Origin of the sequence: Sagittula salina, from assembly GCF_017813235.1 — a bacterium.
In the GTDB taxonomy this organism is placed as follows: domain Bacteria; phylum Pseudomonadota; class Alphaproteobacteria; order Rhodobacterales; family Rhodobacteraceae; genus Sagittula; species Sagittula salina.
On sequence record NZ_JAGISH010000007.1, the window covers coordinates 78,581 to 105,273 of the forward strand.

Genomic DNA, 26,693 nt, shown 5'->3' on the forward strand with positions numbered 1-26,693 from the left:
CCGAGAAGATGCAATTTCCTTGCCAAACCCCTCTTGATTTCGCCAGGCGGCCCGTGTACCTCGCGGGTCACGGTCACAATGCAGATCGGATAGGGGTATAGCTCAGCTGGTAGAGCGACGGTCTCCAAAACCGTAGGTCGCGGGTTCGAACCCTGCTGCCCCTGCCATTTTCCTTAAAGCAATCATTCAAGACGTCCGCTCCGGCAAGACCGCTGTTGGCGAACTTGTCGGGCACGAAAAAAGGGCCGCCCGAAGGCGACCCCTTGTGTTCGGTCAAAGGCTTGCTCAGCCGTTGTCGGCGCTCAGGTATGCTTCCATCTCGCGCTTCTTGTCGTTCTCGTTGCCGTCGCCATTGGCGATGTTCACCAGCGCGCTCTTCTGCTCGTCGGTGAGTGTCTCGATGCTCACGTCAGGCAGGAAAGATGCGATCACGTTGTCGTAGAAGTCCGGATCGGCCGGTTCCATGGTGCCTTCGGCTTCCATTTCGGCGGCTTCCTCAGCCGGCACGACCTTTACAGAGGTGGTCATTTCGGGGGAGTTGAACTCGCCCAGATAAGCGCGCATCTGCTCTTCTTTCTCCGCTTCCGTGTTGGAACCGGCGATATTCATCAGGGCGCCGACCTGTTCGTCGTTCAGAGTCGAGACGTCGACATCCGGAAGGTAGGTGTTGATGGTGGTGGCTTCGTAGTCGGTTGCTGCGAAGGCGCCGGTTGCGACGATGGACATCAGGGCGGTTGCGGTCAGAAAGCGTTTCATAGGGTGGTCTCCTTTGCGGATCTCTAGGGGCGGGCAGTCATCGTCCCGCCTTCAGGAACACAACACCGCCGGGTCGATTCTGTTCCTGCGTTTCCCAGAAAAAATTCTGCAATTACAAACGCGTGATCGAATCGTGACCACCACCAGAGAGCCGCCTGACGATAGCCCCCGGCGAGGTCGACTCCCGGCGGCGTGCCGTGTCGATGGCGGATAAACACGGGTGACGGGGGTACGGTTCCAACGGGATCGGGACGGCAGGCGGAGCGCGTCGGGATGCCGCGCTCGGGCGCGGCCCGGATGGACAGTGCCCCGGCCGCTTGCGTTTTCACCGCCGCGCGGGTACATGCCCATCAACCAGCGCGGCTTTGCGCGACACGATACACGGGATCCGAGACATGGCCACGACCAACCCGCTCCAGTTCATCCAGCAGACGCGCGCCGAAGCGAGCAAGATCGTTTGGCCGGCACGCCGCGAAGTGATGCTGACCACGATCATGGTTCTTATCATGGCCAGCCTCGTCGGCATCTTCTTTGCGCTGGTCGACCTTGTGATCCGGTCCGGCCTGACCGGCGTTCTGACCTTCTTCGGCAGCTGATCCCGTGCCGCGTGCCCGCTGTCGGGCGCGGGGCTTGCCATTCGGTAAAAGTCCGTGTATCGGACGTGTCCATAATTCGGGCGCGCGGCTGTAACAAGCTCGCGCGCCTTATCATTTGCGGCAGGCCCCGCGGCGTTCCGGTCGGGCAGGGGCACAGGATCGAGGTCACAGACATGGCGAAGCGGTGGTATTCGGTAAGCGTTCTCTCGAACTTCGAGAAGAAGATTGCCGAGCAGATCCGGGCGGCGGCCGAAGAGCAGGGGCTCTCGGACGAGATCGATGAGGTGATGGTGCCGACCGAAGAGGTCATCGAGGTGCGCCGCGGCAAGAAGGTAACGACAGAGCGCCGTTTCATGCCGGGCTATGTGCTGGTGCACATGGAGATGTCGGACCGTGGCTTTCATCTGATCAACAACATCAACCGGGTGACCGGCTTCCTCGGGCCGCAAGGGCGCCCCATGCCGATGCGCGATGCGGAGGTAGAGTCGATCCTTGGCCGTGTACAGGAGAACGTGGACCAGCCGAAGCTGATGATCCACTTCGAGATCGGCGAGCGGGTGAAGGTCAACGACGGACCCTTCGAAGGTTTTGACGGCATGGTGGAAGGTGTCGACGACGACGCACAACGCCTGCGCGTTTCCGTGTCTATCTTTGGCCGCGAAACCCCGGTGGAGCTGGAGTTTACGCAGGTCAGCAAGCAGGGCTGAGGTCCGCACGGCTACGCGTTCGGGGTTTGGCCGGACGTGCTGTAGTCGCGCAGTAGGAAAAGATCGCCAGGCGCGACCCGGAAACGGGTCGCGTTTTTGCGTTTCTTCCGGGGTTCCACTTGCGGTGCTGCGCGGAACCAGATCGGGTCCGTCCTCGATGAACCGACGTTCTGGACGGGGGGGGGGGGGGGGCTTCTCGCATTGCCATCCTTGGGGCCTTCGCGCAAACAGGACTCATGACCCGCGCCGCGCTTTACATCGCCAACGCCGATGCCCGCCGTCTGTGGCTCGCGTCCCATGGTTTGGGGACACCGCCGACGGGGGGCGATACGCTCTCGGTCATCCGTGATCTCGGCTTTGTCCAGCTGGATACGATCCAGGTGGTGTCCCGTGCACATCATCATATCCTCTGGTCCCGCCGGCAGTCCTATCGAGAGCCAGCGCTCGACGCGCTGATGCGCAAGCGCCAGGTGTTCGAGCATTTTACCCATGATGCATCGATCCTGCCGATGGAGATGCTGCCGCTCTGGCGGCGCCAGTTCGACCGGATGAAGCGGAAGGTGGGGCAGTCGTGGTATGTCGGCGTCGCGGAGGACACGTTGGTGGCCGAAATCATGGACCGCATTGGCGAGGAAGGACCGCTTTGTACCCGCGACTTCGATACTGTCGTGAAAGAGCGTGCGATGTGGCACCGGCCACCGCACAAGAAGGCGTTGGATTACCTCTGGTACGCTGGCGCGCTGGCGACGTCCCACCGCGACGGGATCATCAAGTACTATGACCTGGCAGAGCGGGTCTTTCCGCAGGTCGAGGCCCTGCCGGAGTCCGTGCAGATCGATGGACTGTGTCGCGCCGCGCTGCACAGGCTCGGTTTCGGCACCGCGGGAGAGGTCCGAAAGTTCTGGGATGCGACCGAAGTCGCCGAGGTCAACCGCTGGGCCGACCGTGCCGTGGCAGGCGGGGCGGCGATCCCGGTGACGGTCGAGGGTGCGGACGGAAGGCCTATGCGGGGCATCGCCAGCCCGGACATCGAGGCGCGCCTCGCGGATACGCCAGCGCCGACCGCGCGCCTGCGGGTGCTGAACCCGTTTGACCCGGCCATTCGTGACCGCCGTCGCCTTTGCAGACTTTTCGGCTTCGAATACACGGTGGAAATGTTCGTGCCCGAAGCGCAGCGCGTTTGGGGGTACTACATCTATCCGCTTCTGGAGGGCGACCGGTTTGTCGGGCGGCTGGAGGCCAAGGCCGACAGGGGCAGGGGCGTGCTGACCGTGTCAAGGCTATGGTGGGAGGCCGGGGTGCGGCGCTCCTCCGCGCGCACCGCGCGGCTGGAGGCAGAGCTTGCGCGCCTGTGCCGGCTCGCCGGACTCGAACGGGTGGCGTGGTGCTGCGAGGTTTGACTCCGCCGGACGGTCTGGCCCTTTTCCGTATCCATATGGGGCCGGGCCGCCTCCACGGCGTCCATGAGGGAAGCCGGCGAAGCCCTTGCCAAGTCGCCGGTACTGGTCTAAACGGCCCGCTCATGCAGCCCCGGTCCCCGACTCGGGGCGGTATCCCGTTCGTGGGAGGCGAGGGATTCGCGAATTCCGGACCATACCACGCCACATGAACGCCCTGCGACGCGTCGCGGGGAGATGGAAAGGAGACACCCATGGCAAAGAAGCTTGTGGGCAAGATGAAGCTGCAGATCCCTGCAGGCAAGGCCAACCCCTCCCCGCCGGTCGGTCCGGCACTGGGTCAGCGCGGCATCAACATCATGGAATTCTGCAAGGCGTTCAACGCCAAGACGCAGGAAATGGAGCCCGGCGCGCCGTGCCCGACCGTGATCACCTACTATCAGGACAAGTCCTTCACGATGGACATCAAGACGCCGCCCGCGTCTTATTACCTGAAGAAGGCAGCCGGCCTGAAGCCGGTCGGCAAGCGCAACCGTCCGAAGGGCGCCGTGAACCCGGGTCGCGAGACCGTGGCCACCGTGACCGTGGCACAGGTGCGTGAAATCGCCGAAGCCAAGATGAAGGACCTGTCGGCTAACGACGTCGAGGCAGCAATGCAGATCATCCTGGGCTCCGCCCGGTCGATGGGCATCGAGGTGAAGGGGTAATTATCATGGCAAAACTTGGTAAGCGTACCCGCGCCGCGCGCGAGGCCTTCGAAGGCAAGGAAAACCTGTCGGTCGAGGAAGCTGTCTCCCTGATCAAGTCGAATGCGAACGCGAAATTCGACGAGACCGTGGAAATCTCCATGAACCTCGGTGTCGATCCGCGCCACGCGGACCAAATGGTGCGCGGCGTTGTCGGCCTGCCGAACGGCACCGGCAAGACCGTGCGCGTCGCGGTCTTCGCTCGTGGCGCCAAGGCCGATGAGGCCACTCAGGCCGGTGCTGACATCGTCGGCGCTGAGGACCTGATGGAAACCATTCAGGGCGGCACGATCGATTTCGATCGCTGCATCGCGACCCCGGACATGATGCCGATCGTAGGCCGCCTCGGCAAGATCCTCGGCCCGCGCAACCTGATGCCGAACCCGAAGGTCGGCACGGTGACGATGGACGTGGCTCAGGCCGTGAAGGACGCCAAGGGCGGCCAGGTGCAGTTCAAGGCCGAGAAGGCCGGTGTCGTACACGCGGGCGTCGGCAAGGTCTCCTTTGACGAGGCCAAGCTGGTCGAGAACATCAAGGCGTTCGTCGGTGCTGTTTCGGCGGCAAAGCCTGCCGGCGCAAAGGGCACTTACATGAAGAAGATCTCCGTGTCTTCGACCATGGGCCCGGGCGTATCGATCTCGGTAGACGACGCCGCCGCACGCTGACCGCTGCGAACCAGAATGAGATCAAGGCGGCCTTCGGGCCGCCTTTTTCGTTTGCGGCCCCTCCGTGGCGGAGAAACTGGCGTTTGATAGAATATTACCTTGGATAGATGCGAAAAGCGCCCCACAGGGGCGCTTTCAGGGCGGTCGCAACGAACCCGCAACGGGCCAGGCGATCGTTCAGTGACGGCGATAGCGCGACGCGACGCGGTGGGCGTAGTGGCGGCCAGCCTTGCCGTTCTTCACCGCGACCTTGCCGTGAACCTGGTGCACCTTGTGGGAGGGTGCGCAATTTGGTGTCGCGGTGCCACCCGCAACGGCTGCACCCGCCGACAGGGCGATAAGCGATGCGCAGAATGTAAATGCTTTGACAGACATGATTTTCTCCATTCAGATCAATCACCGGCTTGGCGAACCCCTGGCCTCGCCTTCGGATCGGTGTGGCTGAAATGTAGCGAAAGTGCGGCGGAATTCCGTCATCAAACTTAATAAATGGTTAACGCCCTGAGCAGGCGGCCGTTGGAGTCTAGAAGCTGCGGGAAACGCTGATCCCTAACTGTCGGCTATGGACGTTGTCGGTCACGTCATAAACGCCAAAGGAGGCGCCCCAGTTGAAGAGCCGGGGGTGGCTCAGCCCGAAGCCGATGTTCACCTGGTTGCGTGTCCCTGAGAGACTGGCAGAAAGATTCGGGGTCAGACCTGCGCCGATTCCATAGAACCAGCCTCCTTCGACAAAGATGCCGAGATCATCATAAGTGCTCTGGTCCCCGTAGCCGACCGTGATCTGCACAGGGACCTCTTGTGTCCCGCCCACGGAAAAGAGGTGGGAGACGTAGGCCGACCAGGCCGGAGGGTCGAACGCCGCATCCCCCCATGCGCCGAGGTTGCTGGCGGAGAGACCGATGAAGGTCAGGCTGTCGTCGCTGACCCGCAACGCCCGCGCGACGTCAAGGCCAAAGGCGCCGTCCTCGGCAAAACCTTTCAGACTGGTGATTGCGACGGAGCCGGTCACGGCTATCAGGTCGATGGGGTCGCCCAGGGTGTATCCAATCACCAGATCTCCATCGAGTTTTTCCGCAGCCGTGGTATTCGACGGAAGGATTCCGCGCCGGGGGTAAACCAGAGACAACCCAATAAAACCGGTATTCGGAGCGCCGGGAAATGCGCTGGCGATGCCGAAAGTCGCGGGAAAGGCTCGCTCTGCCTCAAACTGTGCCTCCTGCGCATCGCTCTCTCTCGCCGAGAAGCCAGTCGCGACCAGAGCCGTCACGCAGTGCAGGGTAAGGGCGCGCGTTCGCCTGTTCATGGGGTGTCTCCTTGGCGGATCAAAACGTTTGGTCCGGCGACTGGTAGCACGCTGCGGATCATCAGGAGGTTGACGCAGCCAATTTTTCGCGCATTCTGCCCTCTGCACAGCGCGACCGCCGATGCGGCCGTCGATCGCGTGAGACCACCCTTTCGGGGTCATCATCCGACATGGATTCGCGGCAGATCGGATGACGCAGTATGATGTTCGCTGGCAACATGTTTCGGTAAAGTTGAGCGCCGCGACAACTTCCGGCCATGAATTCATTGCTTGTAAGGGAATCCCGCTTCACACTGAGGCGAACACGGTGGCGCCGGTCTGGCATTTCCCGGCACCACTACTGGCTATCTAGTGAAATCGAGGCAGACATGAAGAAACTCCTTACGGCTTCCACCGCAGCGCTGGCTATTGCCGTCGCGTTGTCCTCTTCCGTGATGGCCGAAACCGCAGCCCAGGGCGACTACGTCCTCTCGACTCAGAGCGCCGGCGGCCCGCTGTTCGCATCCATTTTCGGCGCCCCGTCGGCGATGACACCTCCCGCCCGCACCGCATTCGTCTCTGTCAGCGGCGCAAACCCGCGCGATGGCGTTCAGGGCAACGGTTGGGATTACGATATGTCCTACGGTTACGGCTTCGGTAACCCGTTCACCGCTGTTGGCGGCATGATCAGCCTCGACATCACCGGCACTCAGCCCTACGCCGACGCCGGTTCCTTCAGCCTCGCGTTCTCGCGCGCGGTGGCGATCACCCAGAATTCCGTTACCTTCGTCGGCGTCTCCGGTTCCGGTCTCGGGGCTTGGGCGCCCAGCGGCGTTTCGGCGGCCAAACCGGCTGCGGCGGCGATGGTATCGCAGTACCTCACCCTTGGTCCGTCCGGATACCCGGTCACCTGGACCGTGGGTTACGGCGAGCGCAGCAACTACGTCGGTTCCACCGGCCTGAAAGACGACGGCGCGTTCTGGGGTGTCGGTGTCGGCGCGACCAGCTTCATGAGCCTCAGCGTGTCGGGCACCGAGAATCAGGTTAACGCAGGCGCAAACCTTGCCGTGCCGGGACTCGACGGGCTGAGCCTCGCAGTGGGCCGGTACGACCTTGCTGACAAAACTGATCGTCAGCAGGACGCCTTCACCATCAGCTATTCCATGAAGCTTGGAGCAAAATGATGCGCACGACGATTATCGCGGCTGCCGTGGCAGCTATCTCTCTTGCCGCAGCGCCGGCTTTCGCGGGCAAGGCACCCTCCACCAGCCCGGGCGGCCAGGCTCCGGCCGTTACGACCGCCAGCACCATCGCCGTGCTGGTCACGCGGTCTTCGGCAAGTGCGCTGACGGTCAATGTCGGCGGCACCCTTGGCGTGATTCCGATCTCCGCACTGCCGCCCCAGGCGCGCGCGGTCGTTCAGGCTCTGGCGATTGGTGGATCGGCCTCCGTAGGGGTGTCCCCGGGCATCGCATCACTGATCCTCGCCTATTTCTAAGATCCCCTCGAGGATCCGGGAGATACAAAAGCGCGCCTTCGGGGCGCGCTTTTTTCTTACCTGCCAGATATTGTACCGCGACCGCCCATGCCTGCGATCCATATCGATTGAGGGGCCTGTTGCCTTGAGGCACTTTTCCGAGCGAGGGGGCTTTTCATTTTCCGGAACCCGGTCTATGACGCGCATCTCGACAGGGGAGCGATCTCCGGTCGATTCGTCCGAGACGGTGGGTTGGTGCCTCTTCAGGGAAGCCCGATAATTCCTGCCCGAGACGGGAAGAGACATTCTTTCACCCTTCGTCACGGCGTGGGGCCACGGGATGCGTCGACCCAATTTCGGACTTTGTAGCGGGGCCCTGGTCCCGTCTAAGAGAGCCGGAGGGTCCGCCCTCCAACAACTGGAGTGAAACTGTGGATAGAGCCCAGAAAGAGAAGTTGGTCGAGGAACTCGGCCAGATCTTCGAAAGCTCTGGCGTCGTGGTGGTTGCCCGCTACGAGGGTCTCACGGTTGCAGAGATGACCGAACTTCGGAACCGTGCCCGTAACGGGGATGCCGTGGTTCGTGTCGCCAAGAACAAGCTCGCCAAGATTGCCGTTCAGGGCACCCCCGCCGAGGGGATCGCCGAATACCTGGATGGCATGACGGTGCTGACCTTCTCCGAAGACCCGGTCGCAGCGGCCAAGGTCATCGAAGACTTCGCCAAGGACAACAAGAAGATTGTCATCCTGGGCGGCGCAATGGCTGGCACCACGCTGGACCGGGCCGGTGTCGAAGCCGTGTCGAAAATGCCGTCGCGCGAGGAGCTTATTGCTTCCATCGTGGGCTGCATTGCGGCGCCGGCGTCGAACATCGCCGGAGCGATTGGCGCACCTGCTTCGAACATCGCCTCCATCCTCACCACCATCGAGGAAAAGGCCGAGGCGGCGTAAGCAACCTGACCACCCGCGTAGGGATCATCCCTCGCGCCGGAAACACACATCTATATCGGAAAGAGTCTCAAAATGGCAGATCTCAAAGCACTGGCCGAACAAATCGTTGGCCTGACCCTCCTGGAAGCACAGGAACTGAAAACCATCCTCAAGGACGAGTACGGCATCGAGCCCGCAGCAGGCGGCGCTGTCATGATGGCGGGCCCGGCAGCTGGCGGCGAAGCCGCAGCCGAGGAAGAAAAGACCGAGTTCGACGTGATCCTCAAGTCCGCAGGCGACAAGAAGATCAACGTGATCAAGGAAGTCCGCGGCATCACTGGCCTGGGCCTCAAAGAAGCCAAGGACCTCGTTGAAGCTGGCGGCAAGGCCGTCAAGGAAGGCGTGTCCAAGGACGAAGCCGAGGAAATCAAGAAGAAGCTCGAAGAAGCAGGCGCTGAAGTCGAGCTCAAGTAATCCGGTTCACGAACCGTCTTACGGCAGGCGCTCCCATGGGGGCGCCTGTTTTCGTTTTTTGGGGCGGGTGGAGTCGCCGTGCGCCGTTGCGCGGACGGAGGTAGTAATCGGCGTGGACGTCGTCGTGGCAGAAGGTGCTGCCAACAATTTCCGGGCGAACACCTTCAGGTTTCCCGGGTGGCGGGGCGCCGCGCAGCCAAGCCGCGCGGCGGTGGTTCCGGCTCTCGCTTCTTGACGGCGGCGCGAAGTTTTGTCATTCTCTCCGGAGCCAAACTTGCGCAAATCCCCGCCGTGGGGGTTGCGCGCGTGCGCTTTACCGAATATTCGGAAGTCTCTTGCGGACTCGAGCGATTCGAGGCCGCATCCTGTCCGTTCCGGAATGACGAGGTGGCGCGCCGAGATCCTACATCCTGATACAGCCCCCGGATCCGGAAATCTTCATACAAAACTTCGGATACAGGCATTTGTTCCGACAGATGTTGAGCCCGTCTCGGCAAGCCCCAATCAGGGGTTTCCCAAGGCCGGATCGACAGATCGAGTGGCGCGCGGTGGGACGCGTGCCGAGAATGGATCGTCAACCAGCCGTCACTGACGTGAACCGCCGCTGTGGCCCCGGCAGCGTGCAGGTTCGGGCAGAGAAAAATCGAAAGGGTGCTTCCCTCATGGCGCAAAGTTTCCTCGGTCAGAAACGCCTCCGCCGCTATTACGGCAAAATCCGTGAAGTCCTCGAGATGCCGAACCTCATCGAGGTTCAGAAATCGAGCTACAAGCTGTTCCTCGACAGTGGCGACGAGCCGAAGCCGATGGATGGCGAAGGTATCAAGGGTGTCTTCCAGTCGGTCTTCCCCATCAAGGACTTCAACGAGACTGCGGTTCTCGAATTCGTCGACTACGAGCTGGAAAAGCCGAAGTACGACGTCGAGGAGTGCATGCAGCGCGACATGACCTATGCCGCGCCGCTGAAGGTGACCCTCCGCCTGATCGTCTTTGATGTAGACGAGGATACCGGCGCGAAGTCCGTGAAGGACATCAAGGAACAGGACGTCTTCATGGGCGACATGCCCCTGATGACCCCGAACGGCACATTCATCGTGAACGGCACCGAGCGCGTCATCGTTTCCCAGATGCACCGCTCGCCGGGCGTGTTCTTCGATCACGACAAGGGTAAGACGCACAGCTCGGGCAAGCTGCTCTTTGCCTGCCGCATCATTCCCTATCGCGGTTCGTGGCTGGACTTCGAATTCGACGCCAAGGACATCGTCTTTGCGCGCATCGACCGCCGCCGGAAACTGCCGGTGACGACTCTGCTCTATGCTCTGGGACTCGACCAGGAAGCGATCTGCGACGCCTATTACGACACGGTGAACTTCACCTACCGTCGTGGCGAGGGCTGGGCGACGAAGTTCTTCCCGGAGCGCGTGCGCGGCACCCGTCCGACGTTCGATCTTGTGGACGCGGACAGCGGCGAGGTCATCGCCGAGGCGAGCAAGAAGGTCACCCCGCGCGCGGTGAAGAAGCTGATCGACGAGAATCAGGTGAAGAACCTGCTGGTGCCTTTCGAGCACATCGTCGGGAAGTTCGTCGCGAAGGACATCATCAACGAAGAAAACGGCGCGATCTACGTCGAGGCGGGCGATGAACTGACCTGGACCGTCGACAAGGACGGCGAAGTAAGCGGCGGCACCCTGAAGGAGCTGCTGGACGCCGGGATCACCGAGATCCCCGTTCTGGACATCGACAACATCAACGTCGGGCCGTACATCCGCAACACGATGGCGCAGGACAAGAACATGTCCCGCGAGACCGCGCTGCTGGACATTTACCGCGTCATGCGCCCGGGTGAGCCGCCGACTGTCGAGGCGGCCTCCGCGCTGTTCGATACGCTGTTCTTCGATGGTGAGCGCTACGACCTCTCGGCCGTGGGCCGGGTGAAGATGAACATGCGCCTCGCTCTCGAAAAGCCGGATACCCAGCGCACGCTGGATCGCGACGATATCGTCAAGTGTATCAAGGCACTGGTCGATCTGCGCGACGGCAAGGGCGACATCGACGACATCGACCACCTCGGTAACCGTCGTGTGCGGTCCGTTGGCGAACTGATGGAAAACCAGTACCGCGTCGGTCTGCTGCGCATGGAGCGCGCCATCAAGGAGCGCATGTCCAGCGTCGAGATCGACACGGTCATGCCGCAGGATCTGATCAACGCCAAACCGGCTGCTGCGGCTGTCCGCGAATTCTTCGGCTCCTCGCAGCTGTCGCAGTTCATGGACCAGACCAACCCGCTGTCCGAAGTGACGCACAAGCGCCGTCTCTCGGCGCTTGGCCCGGGCGGTCTGACGCGCGAGCGTGCGGGCTTCGAGGTGCGCGACGTGCACCCGACGCACTACGGTCGCATGTGTCCGATCGAAACGCCCGAAGGTCCGAACATCGGCCTGATCAACTCGCTGGCCACCTTCGCCCGAGTGAACAAGTACGGCTTCATCGAAACCCCCTACCGCGTCGTTAAGGACGCGCAGGTGACCGATGAAGTGCACTACATGTCCGCGACCGAGGAAATGCGTCACACCGTGGCGCAGGCCAACGCATCGCTCGACGAGCAGGGCCGCTTCACCAGCGATCTGATCTCCACCCGGAAGTCCGGTGACTATACGCTGGCGCCGCCGGAAACAGTCGATCTGATCGACGTCTCGCCAAAGCAGTTGGTCTCTGTCGCGGCCTCGCTGATCCCGTTCCTCGAGAACGACGACGCGAACCGCGCTCTGATGGGGTCGAACATGCAACGTCAGGCAGTTCCGACCCTGCGGGCCGAGGCGCCGCTGGTCGGAACCGGCATCGAAGAGGTCGTGGCACGCGACTCCGGCGCCGCCGTGATGGCAAAGCGCGCGGGCATCATCGACCAGGTGGATGCGCAGCGGATCGTGATCCGGGCGACCGAGGATCTGGAGTTGGGCGACGCGGGCGTTGACATCTACCGGATGCGCAAATTCCAGCGTTCGAACCAGAACACCTGCATCAACCAGAAGCCTCTGGTCAAGGTGGGCGACACGGTCACGAAAGGTGAGGTCATCGCGGACGGTCCGTCGACCGACATGGGGGAACTGGCGCTCGGCAAGAACGTCATCGTCGCCTTCATGCCGTGGAACGGCTACAACTACGAAGACTCGATCCTGATCTCCGAGCGGATCGCCAAGGATGACGTGTTCACCTCCGTCCACATCGAGGAATTCGAAGTGGCGGCGCGCGACACCAAGCTTGGTCCCGAAGAGATCACCCGCGACATCCCGAACGTCGGTGAGGAAGCGCTGCGGAACCTCGACGAGGCAGGCATCGTCTACATCGGTGCCGACGTGGAGCCGGGCGACATCCTTGTGGGCAAGATCACTCCGAAGGGCGAGTCTCCGATGACCCCCGAAGAGAAGCTGCTCCGCGCCATCTTTGGCGAAAAGGCATCGGACGTGCGCGACACCTCGCTGCGGGTGAAGCCGGGCGACTACGGCACAGTCGTGGAAGTTCGTGTTTTCAACCGTCACGGTGTCGAGAAGGACGAACGGGCACTGCAGATCGAGCGCGAGGAAATCGAGCGTCTGGCCCGTGACCGGGACGACGAGCTCGCCATTCTCGACCGCAACATCTACGCGCGTCTGAGGGGCATGATCCTGAACAAGACCGCGGTGAAGGGGCCGAAAGGCGTGAAGCCGAACTCGGAGATCACTGCGGAGTTGCTGGAAACACTGACCCGTGGCCAGTGGTGGCAACTGGCGCTTGCCGAGGAAGACGACGCCAAGCACGTCGAGGCGCTGCACGAGCAGTACGAGATCCAGAAGCGCGCGCTCGACGCCCGTTTCGAGGATAAAGTCGAGAAGGTCCGCCGCGGCGACGATCTGCCTCCGGGCGTGATGAAGATGGTCAAGGTCTTCATCGCGGTGAAGCGCAAGCTGCAGCCGGGTGACAAGATGGCCGGTCGTCACGGTAACAAGGGCGTCGTTTCGCGCGTGGTGCCGGTGGAGGACATGCCGTTCCTCGCGGACGGTACGCCGGTCGACTTCTGCCTCAACCCGCTGGGCGTGCCGTCGCGTATGAACGTCGGTCAGATCCTCGAAACCCACATGGGCTGGGCGGCGCGTGCGCTGGGTATCCAGGTCGATGAGGCGCTGCAGGAGTACAAGCGTTCGGGCGACCTGACCCCGGTCCGCGAGGCGCTGCGGATCGTCTACGGTGACGAGGTCTACGACGAAGGCTTTGCCGACGTTGACGAGGACCTGCTGGTGGAGATGGCGGGCAACGCCACCCGCGGCGTGCCGATCGCGACTCCGGTCTTCGACGGCGCGAAGGAAGCCGACGTCAACGACGCGCTGAAGCGCGCGGGCTTCGACACGTCCGGCCAGTCCGACCTGTTCGACGGCCGCACGGGCGAGCAGTTCTCGCGCCGGGTGACGGTGGGCGTGAAGTACCTGCTGAAACTGCACCACCTCGTCGACGACAAGATCCACGCTCGTTCCACCGGTCCGTACAGCCTCGTTACCCAGCAGCCGCTGGGCGGTAAGGCCCAGTTCGGCGGTCAGCGCTTTGGGGAGATGGAGGTCTGGGCTCTCGAAGCTTACGGCGCCGCCTACACCCTGCAGGAGATGCTGACGGTGAAATCGGACGACGTGGCGGGCCGGACCAAGGTCTACGAGTCGATCGTCAAGGGCGAGGACAACTTCGAGGCCGGCGTGCCGGAATCGTTCAACGTCCTCGTGAAGGAAGTGCGCGGCCTCGGCCTCAACATGGAACTCCTGGACGCGGAGGAGGACGAGTAAGTCACCGGGTTTCGCCAAAAACTCTGTGCGGCCAAGGTCTTTCGACGGAAGACCTTGGCAGCTCCTCCCCCGCCTCCCTCTGAATTTGTGAGGAACACATGAACCAGGAACTGACCAACAACCCGTTCAACCCGCTGACGCCGCCGAAGGTCTTTGACGAGATCAAGGTCTCGCTCGCGTCGCCGGAACGGATCCTCAGCTGGTCCTTCGGCGAGATCAAGAAGCCGGAAACCATCAACTACCGCACGTTCAAGCCCGAGCGTGACGGCCTGTTCTGCGCGCGCATCTTTGGCCCGATCAAGGACTACGAATGCCTGTGCGGCAAATACAAGCGCATGAAGTATCGCGGCGTTGTCTGCGAAAAGTGCGGTGTCGAAGTCACGCTCCAGAAGGTTCGCCGCGAGCGCATGGGCCATATCGAGCTGGCCGCGCCCTGCGCCCATATCTGGTTCCTCAAATCGCTGCCCTCGCGCATCGGCCTGATGCTGGACATGACGCTGCGCGATCTGGAACGCGTTCTGTACTTTGAAAACTATGTCGTCATCGAACCGGGTCTGACCGACCTGACCTACGGTCAGATGCTGACCGAGGAAGAGTTCAACGACGCGCAGGACCAGTACGGCACCGACGCCTTTGCCGCCAACATCGGCGCCGAAGCGATCCGCGAGATGCTCGCCGCGATCGACCTCGAGTCCGAGGCCGAGAACCTGCGCGCAGATCTCAAGGAAGCCACCGGCGAACTGAAGCCGAAGAAGATCATCAAGCGCCTCAAGGTGGTTGAATCCTTCCTCGAGTCCGGCAACCGCCCGGAATGGATGGTTCTGACCGTGATCCCCGTGATCCCGCCGGAACTGCGTCCGCTGGTGCCGCTGGACGGTGGCCGCTTTGCGACCTCCGATCTGAACGACCTGTACCGCCGCGTGATCAACCGGAACAACCGCCTGAAGCGGCTTATCGAACTGCGCGCGCCGGACATCATCGTCCGCAACGAAAAGCGGATGCTGCAGGAATCCGTGGACGCGCTGTTCGACAACGGCCGCCGCGGCCGGGTCATCACCGGCGCCAACAAGCGCCCGCTGAAGTCGCTGTCCGACATGCTGAAGGGCAAGCAGGGCCGCTTCCGTCAGAACCTTCTGGGCAAGCGGGTCGACTTCTCCGGCCGTTCGGTCATCGTGACCGGTCCGGAGCTGAAACTGCACCAGTGCGGTTTGCCAAAGAAGATGGCGCTGGAATTGTTCAAGCCGTTCATCTACTCGCGGCTGGAGGCCAAGGGCCTGTCCAGCACCGTGAAGCAGGCGAAGAAGCTGGTTGAAAAAGAGCGTCCCGAGGTCTGGGACATCCTTGACGAGGTCATCCGCGAGCACCCGGTTCTGCTGAACCGCGCGCCCACGCTGCACCGTCTGGGCATCCAGGCGTTCGAGCCGATCCTGATCGAAGGCAAGGCGATCCAGCTGCACCCGCTGGTCTGTTCGGCCTTCAACGCGGACTTTGACGGCGACCAGATGGCTGTGCACGTCCCGCTGAGCCTCGAGGCGCAGCTGGAAGCGCGCGTCCTGATGATGTCGACGAACAACGTCCTTTCCCCGGCCAACGGCTCGCCGATCATCGTTCCGTCGCAGGATATGATCCTCGGCCTCTACTACGTCTCGATTGCTCGCGAAGGCATGGAGGGCGAAGGCATGATCTTTGCCTCGCCGGAAGAGGTTGAACACGCGCTGACCGCAGGCGAAGTGCACCTGCACACCAACATCCAGTGTCGCGTCAAGCAAATCGACGAAGAGGGTAACGAGGTCTGGAAGCGGTTCGAAACCACGCCCGGCCGCGTGCGGCTGGGTGGTCTGCTGCCGCTGAACGCCAAGGCGCCGTTTGAACTGGTGAACCGTCTCCTGCGCAAGGGCGACGTGCAGACCGTCATCGACACCGTCTACCGCTACTGCGGGCAGAAGGAGTCGGTCATCTTCTGTGACCAGATCATGCGCATGGGCTTTGTCGAGGCCTTCAAGGCAGGCATTTCGTTCGGCAAGGACGACATGGTCATCCCCGACAACAAGTGGGAGCTGGTCGAAGAGACCCGCGACCAGGTGAAGGACTTCGAACAGCAGTACATGGATGGCCTGATCACTCAGGGCGAGAAGTACAACAAGGTCGTGGACGCCTGGTCGAAGTGTAACGACAAGGTCACCGAGGCGATGATGAACACCATCTCCGCCAAGCGTTACACCGACGAAGGTCAGGAAATGGAACCGAACTCGGTTTACATGATGGCCCACTCGAAGGCGCGTGGCTCGGTCACCCAGATGAAGCAGCTGGGCGCGATGCGCGGCCTGATGGCGAAGCCGAACGGCGACATCATCGAAACGCCGATCATCTCCAACTTCAAGGAGGGCCTCACGGTTCTCGAGTACTTCAACTCGACACACGGCGCCCGGAAAGGTCTGTCGGATACAGCTTTGAAGACGGCGAACTCGGGTTATCTGACCCGCCGTCTGGTGGACGTCGCGCAGGACTGCATCATCCGTCTGGATGACTGCGGCACCGACCGCGCGATCACCGCCGTGGCAGCTGTCAACGACGGGGAGGTTGTTTCCAGCCTTGGTGAGCGGATCCTTGGCCGGACCGCGGCAGAGGATCTGGTGCACCCGGTTTCGGGCGATGTCATGGTGCGCGAAGGCGAGCTGATCGACGAGCGTACGGCCGACATGGTCGAGGAATCGGGCCTTCAGCAGGCGCGTATCCGGTCTCCGCTGACTTGCGAAGCCGAAGAGGGCGTCTGCGCCACCTGCTACGGTCGGGACCTTGCGCGCGGCACGAAGGTGAACACCGGGGAAGCGGTGGGCATCATCGCCGCACAGTCGATCGGTGAACCGGGCACACAGCTGACCATGCGGACCTTCCACATGGGCGGCGTTGCTCAGGGTTCCTCGCGCTCCTTCCTCGAGGCCTCGCAGAACGGCAAGATCCAGTACGTCCACCCGAGCGTTCTGGAAAATGCAGCCGGCGAGATGATCGTCATGAACCGCAACATGCAGGTCATGATCGTCAACGAGCAGGGCGAGGAGATCGCGTCGCACAAGGTTGGCTACGGTTCGAAGCTGTTCGTCAAGGACGGTCAGAACATCGGCCGGGGCGACAAGCTCTTTGAATGGGACCCCTACACCCTGCCGATCATCGCGGAGAAGGACGGTATCGCCAAACACGTCGATCTTGTGAACGGCCTCGCCGTGCGCGAAGAGACCGACGATGCCACCGGCATGACCCAGAAGATCGTGGTCGACTGGCGGGCTGCTCCGAAGGGCAACGAACTGAAGCCCGAAATCATCCTTGTGGATGAGGATGGCAACCCGGTCCGCAACGATCAGGGCAACCCGATCACCTACCCGATGTCGGTCGACGCCATCCTGTCCGGCGAAGACGGTCAAAAGGTTCAGGCCGGCGACGTCGTGGCGCGTATCCCGCGCGAAGGTGCAAAGACGAAGGACATCACCGGCGGTCTGCCGCGTGTGGCCGAACTCTTCGAGGCGCGTCGTCCGAAGGACCACGCCATCATCGCGGAAATCGACGGCTACGTTCGCTTCGGCAAGGACTACAAGAACAAGCGCCGGATCTCGATTGAACCGGTGGACGAGAACGGCGAGCCCAAGGAATACATGATCCCCAAGGGCAAGCACATCCCGGTGGTCGAGGGCGACTTCGTCCAGAAGGGCGACTACATCATGGACGGCAACCCGGCGCCGCACGACATCCTCTCCATCATGGGGATCGAGGCGCTGGCGAACTACATGATTGACGAGGTGCAGGACGTCTACCGACTGCAGGGCGTGAAGATCAACGACAAGCACGTCGAGGTCATCGTTCGCCAGATGCTGCAGAAATGGGAGATCCTGGACAGCGGCGACACCACGCTGCTGAAGGGCGAGCACGTCGACAAGATGGAGTTCGACGAGGCCAACGCAAAGGCGGAGAAGAAGGGCGGGCGTCCTGCGTCGGGCGAACCGATCCTGCTCGGCATCACAAAGGCTTCGCTCCAGACGCGGTCGTTCATCTCGGCGGCCTCGTTCCAGGAGACGACCCGCGTGCTGACTGAGGCTTCCGTGCAGGGCAAGAAGGACACGCTGATCGGTCTCAAGGAGAACGTCATCGTGGGCCGTCTGATCCCGGCTGGTACGGGTGGTGCGACGCAAAAGGTGCGCCGCATCGCGTCGGAGCGCGACAACGTCGTGATCGAGGCGCGCCGCGAGGAGGCCGAAGCGGCTGCCGCTCTGGCTGCGCCGTCCATGGACGACGTGGTTGGCGGCGACGACTTCGACACCTTGATTGTTGATACGCCCGAGAGCCGCGAATAAGCGGCTTTCAAGAACGAAACTGAGAGCCGCGAATAAGCGGCTTTCAAGCAGGACCATGAGCGGCGCGCACGCGTGCTCTCCGTCTGAGACTGAGGCCCTTCCCGGCGACGGGGAGGGCCTTTGCTTCGCGTACGCGCATCCTCATCGCGCAAGCGCCAAGCGCCAAGTGCCGGGTGCGGGCGGAACCATGAAGCACTTGATCCGTTCGTGCGCTGTCGCGGATTCTACGGCGAATTCTTCCCGTGAGCGGAAGTCAGGAGAAAGCCGCGCGCACCTGGTCTGCGTCGATGTTGAAGAGGCGGCGCAGTTCGGCTTCGCCCTCCGTGTCGATCCTGGGCAGGCGGGCGGGGCGGACGTGCGCCTTTTGCCTCGAGTCGTTGAAGTCATTATGGCCGCGGAGGTACATCACCGTATCCGTGTAGCTCAGACAGGGCATGAAGTGCGGCAACTTCTGATGGCCGAAATTCATGATCGACTGGCGGTTTCCGGCTTGCACGTACACGGCCTGTGCCACGCCCCAGAAGGGCGTCACCTGTAGCTCGCCACAAAGACCGTCTGTATCCGGCCGGGCAACGTAGCCCCGGTTCCAGTCGAAGCCCACCAGCCTGTGCCGGTCAAGCAGCGGGGCGACATCACGCGCGGCCTGCTTCAATGTTTCGACGAAGGTCAGAGCAATGGCGTCATCGTCGTCGTGGCGGAACTGAAGGCAGGGTTGCGTCATGTCGCGGGCCGCGTTGATCGTCATCTGGCAGACCTTGCGGTGCGGGCCGGACTCCTTGGCAACCAGGCGCGCCTGAGGTACGTCCGCGAGCAAGGTCCGCAGGCGGGTGGCCCAGGGCTCTGGCAGGCTGCTGCCGGTCAGGACGATAAAGGTGAAGTCGGGATCGGTCTGTGCGCGGATGGATGGCAGGCAAATGGTTTCAAAATGCCGGAACCGTTCGGCCAGACGCTCGGGCGCGTAGAGGTAGGCGAGCCGTTCGGGAAGGGTTGCGTGTTCCACCTGAAAGCCACCCTCGGCGGGGTAGGAGAAGCGGCAGAAGCCGATGGTCTGCATGGCGTGTCCCGCTGGTTGTCGCTCGGTCCGACAGTGTCAGCCGCCTCGACGCCTGTCCAGTAGCGGTATCGGATGGCTGGCATGGGAGGGGGCTGTTGACAGTGCTGGCGACTCTGGGTATACGCCCGCCAATCCGATACGCCCGGGGACCCTCGGGCGTTTCGCTTTCATGACGAGATAGCGCTCAAGACCGTGGGCGATGCAAGCCCCGGTCCTCTGGAACGCCCCCGCGTAGGCCCTCCGGTAAGGGGTCTGATGCGGTCCAAAAGTCGTTTGCGCCAGGGCTTGCCCGGTGACAGGCGCGCCATCACCGGCAAGCCCTCGCTGCTCTGGCTGCGGGCGCGCCAGACCTGAACCGCCGGACCTACCATCCGGCACGATTGAGAGAAGCACGGGGATAACGTCCACATGCCCACGATCCAACAGCTGATCCGCAAGCCGCGTCAGCCCAAAGTCAAGCGTTCCAAGTCCCAGCACCTGGAGCAGTGCCCCCAGAAGCGGGGCGTCTGCACGCGCGTCTACACCACCACCCCGAAGAAGCCGAACTCCGCAATGCGGAAAGTTGCGAAGGTCCGCCTGACCAACGGTTACGAGGTGATTTCCTACATTCCCGGCGAATCGCACAACCTTCAGGAGCACTCCGTGGTTCTGATCCGCGGCGGCCGTGTGAAAGACCTTCCCGGTGTGCGTTACCACATCCTGCGCGGTGTTCTGGATACCCAGGGCGTCAAGGACCGGAAGCAGCGCCGTTCGAAGTACGGCGCGAAGCGTCCCAAGTAAGCACACCTTATAAGAGGATACGGATATGTCCCGTCGTCACGCCGCTGAAAAACGCGAAGTTCTGCCCGACGCCAAGTACGGCGACCGCGTTCTGACCAAGTTCATGAACAACCTTATGATCGACGGCAAAAAGTCGGTTGCCGAGCGCATCGTGTACTCGGCTCTCGACCGCGTCGAAGCCAAGGTGAAGCGCGCTCCCGTGGAAATCTTCCACGAGGCGCTCGACAACATCAAGCCGTCGGTCGAAGTGCGTTCGCGCCGCGTCGGTGGTGCGACCTACCAGGTCCCCGTCGAGGTTCGCCCGGAGCGCCGCGAGGCGCTGGCGATCCGTTGGCTGATCACCGCATCGCGCAACCGTAACGAGAACACCATGGAAGAGCGTCTGGCCGGTGAGCTGATCGACGCCGTCCAGTCGCGTGGCTCCGCTGTCAAGAAGCGGGAAGACACGCACAAGATGGCGGATGCCAACAAGGCGTTCTCGCACTACCGCTGGTAAAACATCGATGCGGCGGCCCGCCTTAGGCCGCCGCCTCTCGGCATTCCCGGACTGTGACCTTTCGGCGCGACAGCGTCCGGAAGGCGTTCCGCTGAAAGGGATTGCTTGAACTTATCGGAGGCGAGGGTTAAGCGCCCGCGCAGAGATTATCCCCAGAGGAGCCAGACCCATGGCACGCGATTATCCCCTCGAACGGTACCGGAATTTCGGTATCATGGCGCACATCGACGCCGGCAAGACCACCTGCTCGGAACGGATTCTGTTCTACACCGGCAAGTCCCACAACATTGGCGAGGTGCACGACGGTGCGGCCACGATGGACTGGATGGAGCAGGAGCAGGAACGCGGTATCACCATCACCTCCGCCGCGACCACGACCTTCTGGCAGTGGCAGGAAGACCCGACCGCGGAAGGGACCTACGACACCAAGTACCGCATGAACATCATCGACACCCCCGGGCACGTCGACTTCACCATCGAGGTGGAGCGTTCGCTGGCGGTGCTCGACGGTGCCGTGGCCGTTCTGGACGCGAACGCCGGTGTGGAGCCGCAGACCGAAACGGTGTGGCGTCAGGCTGACCGTTACAAGGTTCCGCGTATCGTCTTCGTCAACAAGATGGACAAGATCGGCGCCGACTTCTTCAACTGCGTGAAGATGATTGCCGACCGTACCGGCGCGATCCCGGCCCCGATCCAGATCCCGATCGGCGCGGAATCCGAGCTTGAGGGCATCATCGACCTCGTGACCATGGAAGAGTGGACCTGGAAGGGTGAGGACCTCGGTGCGTCCTGGACCCGTCAGGCGATCCGTGACGATCTGAAGGAACTCGCCGACGAGTGGCGCGCCAAACTCATCGAGAACGCCGTCGACATGGACGACGAGGCGATGATGGCCTACCTCGAAGGCGAAGAGCCGGATATCCCGACGCTCCGCAAGCTGATCCGCAAGGGTACGCTGGCGCTGAAGTTCGTCCCGGTTCTCTGCGGTTCCGCGTTCAAGAACAAGGGCGTGCAGCCGCTGCTGAACGCCGTGGTCGATTACCTGCCCAGCCCGCTGGACGTGGTCGATTACATGGGCTTCAAGCCGGGCGACGACAACGAAGAGCGCAACATCGCCCGCCGCGCGGACGACAACATGCCCTTCGCCGGTCTGGCGTTCAAGATCATGAACGACCCCTTCGTCGGCTCCCTGACCTTCACCCGCCTTTACTCCGGCGTGCTGAACAAGGGTGACTCGATCCTGAACTCCACCAAGGGCAAGAAAGAGCGCATCGGTCGTATGATGATGATGCACTCCAACAACCGTGAGGAGATCGAAGAGGCGTTTGCAGGCGACATCATCGCGCTGGCGGGTCTGAAGGACACCACCACCGGTGACACGCTCTGCGACGCGAAGGAGCCTGTGGTTCTCGAAACCATGACCTTCCCGGAGCCGGTGATCGAGATCGCGGTCGAGCCCAAGACCAAGGGCGACCAGGAAAAGATGTCCGCGGGCCTCGCCCGTCTGGCAGCAGAAGACCCGTCCTTCCGGGTGGAGACCGACATCGAGTCCGGTCAGACCATCATGAAGGGCATGGGCGAACTGCACCTCGACATCCTCGTTGACCGCCTGAAGCGCGAGTTCAAGGTCGAGGCCAACATCGGTGCGCCGCAGGTGGCATACCGTGAAACCATCGGCCACGCGATCGAGCACACCTACACCCACAAGAAGCAGTCCGGTGGGTCGGGTCAGTACGCCGAGGTCAAGCTCTCGATCACTCCGACGGAGCCGGGCGAAGGCTATTCGTTCGAGTCGAAGATCGTCGGCGGCGCGGTGCCGAAGGAATACATCCCGGGTGTCGAAAAGGGCATCAAGTCGGTCATGGACTCCGGTCCTCTGGCAGGCTTCCCGGTGATCGACTTCAAGGTCGCGCTGGTGGACGGCAAGTTCCACGACGTCGACTCCTCGGTCCTCGCCTTCGAAATCGCGGCCCGCATGTGTATGCGTGAAGGTCTGCGCAAGGCCGGCGCGAAGCTGCTGGAACCGATGATGAAGGTCGAAGTGATCACCCCGGAAGAATACACCGGCGGTATCATCGGTGACCTGACGTCGCGCCGTGGCCAGGTGTCCGGCCAGGAGCCGCGCGGCAACGCTGTCGCGATCAATGCCTTCGTACCGCTGGCCAACATGTTCGGCTACATCAACACTCTGCGCTCCATGTCCTCGGGCCGCGCGCAGTTTACCATGCAGTTCGACCACTACGATCCGGTTCCGCAGAACATCTCGGACGAGATCCAGGCGAAGTACGCGTAATTCCAGGAATTTCCGGGGGCGGAAAGCCGCCCCCGGGCTCAAGTCAAGGAGGCCATCATGGCAAAAGGTAAGTTTGAACGCAGCAAGCCGCACTGCAACATCGGCACGATCGGTCACGTTGACCACGGCAAGACCACGCTGACGGCGGCGATCACCAAGTACTTTGGTGATTTCAAGGCCTACGACCAGATCGACGGCGCGCCGGAAGAGAAGGCCCGCGGGATCACCATCTCGACCGCGCACGTGGAATACGAGACCGAGGCGCGTCACTACGCGCACGTGGACTGCCCCGGGCACGCCGACTACGTGAAGAACATGATCACGGGTGCGGCGCAGATGGACGGCGCGATCCTCGTGGTCAACGCGGCCGACGGCCCGATGCCGCAGACGCGCGAGCACATCCTGCTCGGCCGTCAGGTGGGCATCCCCGCCATGGTCGTGTTCATGAACAAGGTCGACCAGGTGGACGACGAGGAACTGCTCGAGCTCGTGGAAATGGAAATCCGCGAACTGCTGTCGGCCTACGACTTCCCGGGCGACGACATTCCGATCATCGCGGGCTCCGCGCTGGCCGCAATGGAAGGCCGTGACCCCGAGATCGGCGAGAACAAGATCCGCGAACTGATGGCGGCCGTGGACGAGTACATCCCGCAGCCGGCGCGCGCCGTGGACCAGCCGTTCCTGATGCCGATCGAGGACGTATTCTCGATCTCCGGTCGTGGCACCGTGGTCACCGGCCGCGTGGAGCGTGGCGTGGTGAACGTCGGCGACGAACTGGAAATCATCGGCATCAAGGACACGCAGAAGACCACCTGCACCGGCGTCGAGATGTTCCGCAAGCTGCTGGATCGCGGCGAAGCGGGCGACAACATCGGCGCGCTGCTGCGCGGCATCGACCGTGACGCGGTCGAGCGCGGTCAGGTTCTGTGCAAGCCGGGTTCGGTGAAGCCGCACACGAAGTTCGAGTGCGAGGTCTACATCCTGACGAAGGAAGAAGGCGGCCGTCACACCCCGTTCTTCAAGAACTACCGTCCGCAGTTCTACTTCCGCACGACCGACGTGACGGGCACCGTCGAACTGCCGGAAGGCACGGAGATGGTGATGCCGGGCGACAACCTGAAGTTCGAGGTCGAGCTGATCGCGCCGATCGCGATGGAAGACGGCCTGCGCTTCGCCATCCGCGAAGGCGGCCGCACCGTCGGCTCCGGCGTCGTGTCGAAAATCCTCGCATAATTCGCTTCGGTGAATGACGAAAAGGCCGCCTCCGGGCGGCCTTTTTGTTTGCCGCAGTCAGCCCAGTCGAGCAACGGCATCAAAACCTATCGGCTCCTGCCACCAAAGTCCGCGCGACGTCCAGTAGCGTGCACACGCCCCCTTGCCACCCAGCGTGCAACGCCGTATACGCGCGCAACGGTCACAAGATCGTTCGAGGCGGGGTGATTCCCCGCCTTTTAGGTTCGATGAGGGTCTCCGAATGAGCGGCGCTCCTCCTCTCAACCTCAATGCCAAAATAGGACTGTTCGATGAACCAGAACATCCGTATCCGGCTCAAAGCGTTTGATTATCGCGTGCTGGACGCCTCCACCCAGGAGATCGTCAACACCGCCAAGCGCACCGGAGCCCAGGTCCGCGGGCCGATCCCGCTGCCCAACAAGATCGAGAAATTCACCGTTCTGCGCGGCCCGCACGTGAACAAGAAGTCTCGGGATCAGTTCGAGATCCGTACGCACAAGCGCCTGCTCGACATCGTCGATCCGACTCCGCAGACCGTGGACGCCCTCATGAAGCTCGACCTCGCCGCCGGCGTTGACGTCGAGATCAAGGTATAAGGGGGATGAACATGCGCTCTGGTGTGATCGCAAAGAAGATCGGCATGACCCGTCTCTTCCTCGAAGACGGCAAGCAGATCCCCGTCACCGTGCTGCAGCTGGACAACCTTCAGGTTGTTGCGCAGCGCACTGATGAAACCAACGGCTACAACGCGGTCCAGCTGGGTTGCGGTGCTGCCAAGGCAAAGCGGACGTCGCAAGCGATGCGCGGCCACTTCTCCAAGGCCGGCGTCGAGCCGAAGCGCAAGGTGGTTGAATTCCGCGTGGCGCCCGAGAACCTGATCGAAGTTGGCGAGGAAATCATCGCCGATCACTACTTCGAAGGTCAGTTCGTGGACGTTTCCGGCATCACCATCGGTAAGGGCTTTGCCGGCGGCATGAAGCGCCACAACTTCGGCGGTCTGCGGGCCACGCACGGTGTGTCCATTTCGCACCGCTCGCACGGCTCCACCGGCCAGTGTCAGAACCCCGGCAAGGTGTTCAAGGGCAAAAAGATGGCCGGCCACATGGGGTCCGTGCGTGTCACAACGCAGAACCTCCAGGTGGTTAAGACGGACTCCGACCGCGGCGTCATCATGATCAAGGGTGCCGTACCGGGCCCGAAGGGATCGTGGGTCACCGTCAAGGACGCCGTCAAAAAGCCCTTCCCGGAGAACGCTATCCTTCCTGCCGCTCTGATGAGTGCCAAGAAGGAAGCGCAGCGCGCCGCCGAGGAAGCCGCAGTCGCCGCGGCAGCGGAGGCCGAGGCCGAAGCGAAGCGTCTGGCAGAAGAGCAGGCCGCCGCAGAGGCTGCAGCTCTGGCGGAAGCCGAGGCTTCGACCGAAGCCGAGAAGAAGGAAGGTGAGGAATGAAACTCGACGTAATCAACCTCGACGGCGGTTCCGCTGGCGAAGTCGAGCTGGACGAGGCCCTGTTCGGGCTGGAGCCGCGCGCCGACATTCTCCACCGCGTCGTCCGCTGGCAGCGCAACAAGGCGCAGGCCGGTACCCACAAGGTCAAGTCGCGCTCCGAAGTGTCGTACTCGACCAAGAAGATCTACCGCCAGAAGGGCACCGGTGGCGCACGTCACGGTTCCCGCAAGGCGCCGATCTTCCGCAAGGGTGGCATCTACAAGGGCCCCGTGGTGCGTTCGCACGCCCATGACCTGCCCAAGAAGGTCCGCGCCCTCGGCCTGAAAATGGCCCTGTCGGACAAGGCGCGCAACGGTGCCCTCGTGGTGATCGAGAACGTCGCGTCCGAAGGCAAGACGAAGGCCCTGGCGGCACAGATCGCCAAGCTGGGCTGGAAGCGCGCGCTGATCATCGACGGTGCCGACGTGAACGAATCGTTCGCCAAGGCAGCCCGCAACATCGAGGGTCTGGACATCCTGCCGACCATCGGTGCCAACGTGTATGACATCCTCAAGCGTGACACGCTGGTGATCACGAAGGCGGGTGTCGAAGCTCTGGAGGCTCGCCTGAAATGACCGCGACCGCATCCCAGTACGACGTGATCCGCAAGCCGATCATCACCGAGAAGACCACCATGGCGTCCGAGAACGGCGCGGTTGTCTTCGAAGTGGCCATCGACGCGAACAAGCCGCAGATCAAGGAGGCCGTGGAGGCGCTCTTTGGTGTGAAGGTGAAGGCCGTGAACACGACCATCACCAAGGGCAAGGTGAAGCGTTTCCGTGGCAAGGTCGGCAAGCGCCGTGACGTGAAGAAGGCCTACGTGACGCTCGAAGAGGGCAACACGATCGACGTATCGACCGGCCTTTGAACGGTCTGAACCATTAAGATCATGAGGCCCTCGCTTAACGCGGGGGCCTTTTTCGTTAGCAAATCGGAGTCAACGAGGGTGCCAAGCCGTTGGATCGCAGGAGGTGAACGCTGCGGGCGGCGGATGAACCCGGGCACGTAAACCCATTTTTAACGTGAGTCCCGGCCGGTTCGGGGGCACTTTCCGGCCGGTTGTTTACCGGGGTTAACCGGGTTGGCGGGCAAGGCAGTTGGGGGCTGTGGGGCGCGGGGCGCTTCGCGGTCGTGTGCTGGTCCGGACGCGTCGCCGCCGGGGGGCGATGCAGGGGCCAGA

At 62.4% G+C, this 26,693-nt stretch carries 23 protein-coding genes and 1 tRNA gene; 20 read left to right on the top strand and 4 right to left on the bottom strand.

Going from position 1 to position 26,693, the window contains the following annotated elements:
* The first annotated feature begins 91 nt into the window (after positions 1-91).
* A tRNA-Trp gene (locus J5474_RS13250) sits at positions 92-167 on the top strand.
* Between the two features lie 118 nt (positions 168-285).
* Here J5474_RS13250 and J5474_RS13255 read toward each other — a convergent pair.
* Positions 286-756 (bottom strand): hypothetical protein, encoded by a 471-nt coding sequence (locus J5474_RS13255; protein WP_209361399.1) that lies wholly within the window; start codon positions 754-756, stop codon positions 286-288.
* Positions 757-1,151: 395 nt separating this feature from the next.
* Between J5474_RS13255 and secE the strand changes: the two genes are divergently transcribed.
* The 5 genes from secE (at position 1,152) to rplA (ending at position 4,867) form a co-directional block, all read left to right on the top strand.
* Positions 1,152-1,352: a preprotein translocase subunit SecE gene (secE, locus tag J5474_RS13260; RefSeq protein WP_209361400.1), complete on the top strand. Its 201-nt coding sequence runs from the start codon at positions 1,152-1,154 to the stop codon at positions 1,350-1,352.
* Between the two features lie 173 nt (positions 1,353-1,525).
* A complete protein-coding gene (gene nusG / locus J5474_RS13265; RefSeq protein WP_209361401.1) occupies positions 1,526-2,059 on the top strand; it encodes a transcription termination/antitermination protein NusG in 534 nt (177 codons plus the stop codon).
* A gap of 236 nt (positions 2,060-2,295) precedes the next feature.
* Positions 2,296-3,459: a winged helix-turn-helix domain-containing protein gene (locus J5474_RS13270; protein ID WP_209361402.1), complete on the top strand. Its 1,164-nt coding sequence runs from the start codon at positions 2,296-2,298 to the stop codon at positions 3,457-3,459.
* A gap of 251 nt (positions 3,460-3,710) precedes the next feature.
* On the top strand, positions 3,711-4,163 hold the full coding sequence (rplK, locus tag J5474_RS13275) for a 50S ribosomal protein L11 (RefSeq protein WP_209361403.1): 453 nt from the start codon (positions 3,711-3,713) through the stop codon (positions 4,161-4,163).
* A 5-nt stretch (positions 4,164-4,168) separates the two neighbouring features.
* Entirely contained in the window at positions 4,169-4,867 is a 699-nt protein-coding gene (gene rplA, locus J5474_RS13280) for a 50S ribosomal protein L1 (protein WP_209361404.1), read from the top strand.
* Positions 4,868-5,044: 177 nt separating this feature from the next.
* Here rplA and J5474_RS13285 read toward each other — a convergent pair whose 3' ends face one another.
* Both J5474_RS13285 and J5474_RS13290 read right to left on the bottom strand, forming a co-directional pair.
* Positions 5,045-5,242, bottom strand: a complete 198-nt coding sequence (locus tag J5474_RS13285; RefSeq protein WP_209361405.1) for a hypothetical protein — start codon at positions 5,240-5,242, stop codon at positions 5,045-5,047.
* A gap of 148 nt (positions 5,243-5,390) precedes the next feature.
* Positions 5,391-6,335: a hypothetical protein gene (locus J5474_RS13290; protein ID WP_209361406.1), complete on the bottom strand. Its 945-nt coding sequence runs from the start codon at positions 6,333-6,335 to the stop codon at positions 5,391-5,393.
* Positions 6,336-6,538: 203 nt separating this feature from the next.
* Here J5474_RS13290 and J5474_RS13295 point away from each other — a divergent pair, with 203 nt between their 5' ends.
* The 6 genes from J5474_RS13295 (at position 6,539) to rpoC (ending at position 18,171) form a co-directional block, all read left to right on the top strand.
* Positions 6,539-7,333: a hypothetical protein gene (locus tag J5474_RS13295; protein ID WP_209361407.1), complete on the top strand. Its 795-nt coding sequence runs from the start codon at positions 6,539-6,541 to the stop codon at positions 7,331-7,333.
* Complete coding sequence (locus J5474_RS13300; protein WP_209361408.1) at positions 7,333-7,647, top strand: hypothetical protein; 315 nt, start codon at positions 7,333-7,335, stop codon at positions 7,645-7,647. Before J5474_RS13295 ends, J5474_RS13300 begins: the two co-directional genes overlap by 1 nt.
* Positions 7,648-8,057: 410 nt before the next feature.
* Entirely contained in the window at positions 8,058-8,576 is a 519-nt protein-coding gene (gene rplJ, locus J5474_RS13305) for a 50S ribosomal protein L10 (protein WP_209361409.1), read from the top strand.
* 72 nt (positions 8,577-8,648) lie between these two features.
* Complete coding sequence (gene rplL, locus J5474_RS13310; protein WP_209361410.1) at positions 8,649-9,029, top strand: 50S ribosomal protein L7/L12; 381 nt, start codon at positions 8,649-8,651, stop codon at positions 9,027-9,029.
* A 662-nt stretch (positions 9,030-9,691) separates the two neighbouring features.
* Positions 9,692-13,828, top strand: a complete 4,137-nt coding sequence (rpoB, locus tag J5474_RS13315) for a DNA-directed RNA polymerase subunit beta (RefSeq protein ID WP_209361592.1) — start codon at positions 9,692-9,694, stop codon at positions 13,826-13,828.
* A gap of 98 nt (positions 13,829-13,926) precedes the next feature.
* Positions 13,927-18,171 carry a DNA-directed RNA polymerase subunit beta' gene (rpoC, locus tag J5474_RS13320; RefSeq protein ID WP_209361411.1) on the top strand — a complete coding sequence of 1,415 codons (4,245 nt, stop codon included), beginning with the start codon at positions 13,927-13,929 and terminating at the stop codon, positions 18,169-18,171.
* 253 nt (positions 18,172-18,424) lie between these two features.
* Here rpoC and J5474_RS13325 read toward each other — a convergent pair whose 3' ends face one another.
* Complete coding sequence (locus tag J5474_RS13325) at positions 18,425-19,225, bottom strand: putative rhamnosyl transferase (RefSeq protein WP_209361412.1); 801 nt, start codon at positions 19,223-19,225, stop codon at positions 18,425-18,427.
* A 408-nt stretch (positions 19,226-19,633) separates the two neighbouring features.
* Between J5474_RS13325 and rpsL the strand changes: the two genes are divergently transcribed.
* From rpsL to J5474_RS13365, 8 genes are all read left to right on the top strand, one after another.
* Complete coding sequence (rpsL, locus tag J5474_RS13330) at positions 19,634-20,005, top strand: 30S ribosomal protein S12 (protein WP_005862801.1); 372 nt, start codon at positions 19,634-19,636, stop codon at positions 20,003-20,005.
* A gap of 25 nt (positions 20,006-20,030) precedes the next feature.
* Positions 20,031-20,501 (top strand): 30S ribosomal protein S7, encoded by a 471-nt coding sequence (gene rpsG / locus J5474_RS13335; RefSeq protein ID WP_209361413.1) that lies wholly within the window; start codon positions 20,031-20,033, stop codon positions 20,499-20,501.
* A 169-nt stretch (positions 20,502-20,670) separates the two neighbouring features.
* Positions 20,671-22,794, top strand: a complete 2,124-nt coding sequence (fusA, locus tag J5474_RS13340; RefSeq protein ID WP_209361414.1) for an elongation factor G — start codon at positions 20,671-20,673, stop codon at positions 22,792-22,794.
* A 57-nt stretch (positions 22,795-22,851) separates the two neighbouring features.
* A complete protein-coding gene (gene tuf / locus J5474_RS13345) occupies positions 22,852-24,027 on the top strand; it encodes an elongation factor Tu (protein WP_209361396.1) in 1,176 nt (391 codons plus the stop codon).
* A gap of 290 nt (positions 24,028-24,317) precedes the next feature.
* Complete coding sequence (rpsJ, locus tag J5474_RS13350) at positions 24,318-24,623, top strand: 30S ribosomal protein S10 (RefSeq protein WP_017467315.1); 306 nt, start codon at positions 24,318-24,320, stop codon at positions 24,621-24,623.
* An 11-nt stretch (positions 24,624-24,634) separates the two neighbouring features.
* Positions 24,635-25,474 carry a 50S ribosomal protein L3 gene (gene rplC, locus J5474_RS13355; protein WP_209361415.1) on the top strand — a complete coding sequence of 280 codons (840 nt, stop codon included), beginning with the start codon at positions 24,635-24,637 and terminating at the stop codon, positions 25,472-25,474.
* A complete protein-coding gene (gene rplD / locus J5474_RS13360; RefSeq protein ID WP_209361416.1) occupies positions 25,471-26,088 on the top strand; it encodes a 50S ribosomal protein L4 in 618 nt (205 codons plus the stop codon). The genes rplC and rplD overlap by 4 nt, the downstream gene beginning before the upstream one ends.
* The gene (locus tag J5474_RS13365) at positions 26,085-26,381 is read left to right on the top strand and encodes a 50S ribosomal protein L23 (protein WP_209361417.1); all 297 of its coding nucleotides are present in this window, start codon (positions 26,085-26,087) and stop codon (positions 26,379-26,381) included. The genes rplD and J5474_RS13365 overlap by 4 nt, the downstream gene beginning before the upstream one ends.
* Positions 26,382-26,693: the final 312 nt, after the last annotated feature.

Bases quoted from the DNA above. Each gene is read 5' to 3' on its own strand.
- rplL (WP_209361410.1), top strand. From the start codon at position 8,649: ATGGCAGATCTCAAAGCACTGGCCGAACAAATCGTTGGCCTGACCCTC.
- fusA (WP_209361414.1), top strand. From the start codon at position 20,671: ATGGCACGCGATTATCCCCTCGAACGGTACCGGAATTTCGGTATCATG.
- rpsJ (WP_017467315.1), top strand. From the start codon at position 24,318: ATGAACCAGAACATCCGTATCCGGCTCAAAGCGTTTGATTATCGCGTG.
- rplC (WP_209361415.1), top strand. From the start codon at position 24,635: ATGCGCTCTGGTGTGATCGCAAAGAAGATCGGCATGACCCGTCTCTTC.
- J5474_RS13270 (WP_209361402.1), top strand. From the start codon at position 2,296: ATGACCCGCGCCGCGCTTTACATCGCCAACGCCGATGCCCGCCGTCTG.
- rpoB (WP_209361592.1), top strand. From the start codon at position 9,692: ATGGCGCAAAGTTTCCTCGGTCAGAAACGCCTCCGCCGCTATTACGGC.
- rplK (WP_209361403.1), top strand. From the start codon at position 3,711: ATGGCAAAGAAGCTTGTGGGCAAGATGAAGCTGCAGATCCCTGCAGGC.
- rpsL (WP_005862801.1), top strand. From the start codon at position 19,634: ATGCCCACGATCCAACAGCTGATCCGCAAGCCGCGTCAGCCCAAAGTC.
- J5474_RS13325 (WP_209361412.1), bottom strand. From the start codon at position 19,225: ATGCAGACCATCGGCTTCTGCCGCTTCTCCTACCCCGCCGAGGGTGGC.
- J5474_RS13300 (WP_209361408.1), top strand. From the start codon at position 7,333: ATGCGCACGACGATTATCGCGGCTGCCGTGGCAGCTATCTCTCTTGCC.
- J5474_RS13285 (WP_209361405.1), bottom strand. From the start codon at position 5,242: ATGTCTGTCAAAGCATTTACATTCTGCGCATCGCTTATCGCCCTGTCG.
- J5474_RS13290 (WP_209361406.1), bottom strand. From the start codon at position 6,335: ATGATGACCCCGAAAGGGTGGTCTCACGCGATCGACGGCCGCATCGGC.
- J5474_RS13295 (WP_209361407.1), top strand. From the start codon at position 6,539: ATGAAGAAACTCCTTACGGCTTCCACCGCAGCGCTGGCTATTGCCGTC.
- J5474_RS13365 (WP_209361417.1), top strand. From the start codon at position 26,085: ATGACCGCGACCGCATCCCAGTACGACGTGATCCGCAAGCCGATCATC.
- rplD (WP_209361416.1), top strand. From the start codon at position 25,471: ATGAAACTCGACGTAATCAACCTCGACGGCGGTTCCGCTGGCGAAGTC.
- rpsG (WP_209361413.1), top strand. From the start codon at position 20,031: ATGTCCCGTCGTCACGCCGCTGAAAAACGCGAAGTTCTGCCCGACGCC.
- rplA (WP_209361404.1), top strand. From the start codon at position 4,169: ATGGCAAAACTTGGTAAGCGTACCCGCGCCGCGCGCGAGGCCTTCGAA.
- secE (WP_209361400.1), top strand. From the start codon at position 1,152: ATGGCCACGACCAACCCGCTCCAGTTCATCCAGCAGACGCGCGCCGAA.
- tuf (WP_209361396.1), top strand. From the start codon at position 22,852: ATGGCAAAAGGTAAGTTTGAACGCAGCAAGCCGCACTGCAACATCGGC.
- rpoC (WP_209361411.1), top strand. From the start codon at position 13,927: ATGAACCAGGAACTGACCAACAACCCGTTCAACCCGCTGACGCCGCCG.
- J5474_RS13255 (WP_209361399.1), bottom strand. From the start codon at position 756: ATGAAACGCTTTCTGACCGCAACCGCCCTGATGTCCATCGTCGCAACC.
- nusG (WP_209361401.1), top strand. From the start codon at position 1,526: ATGGCGAAGCGGTGGTATTCGGTAAGCGTTCTCTCGAACTTCGAGAAG.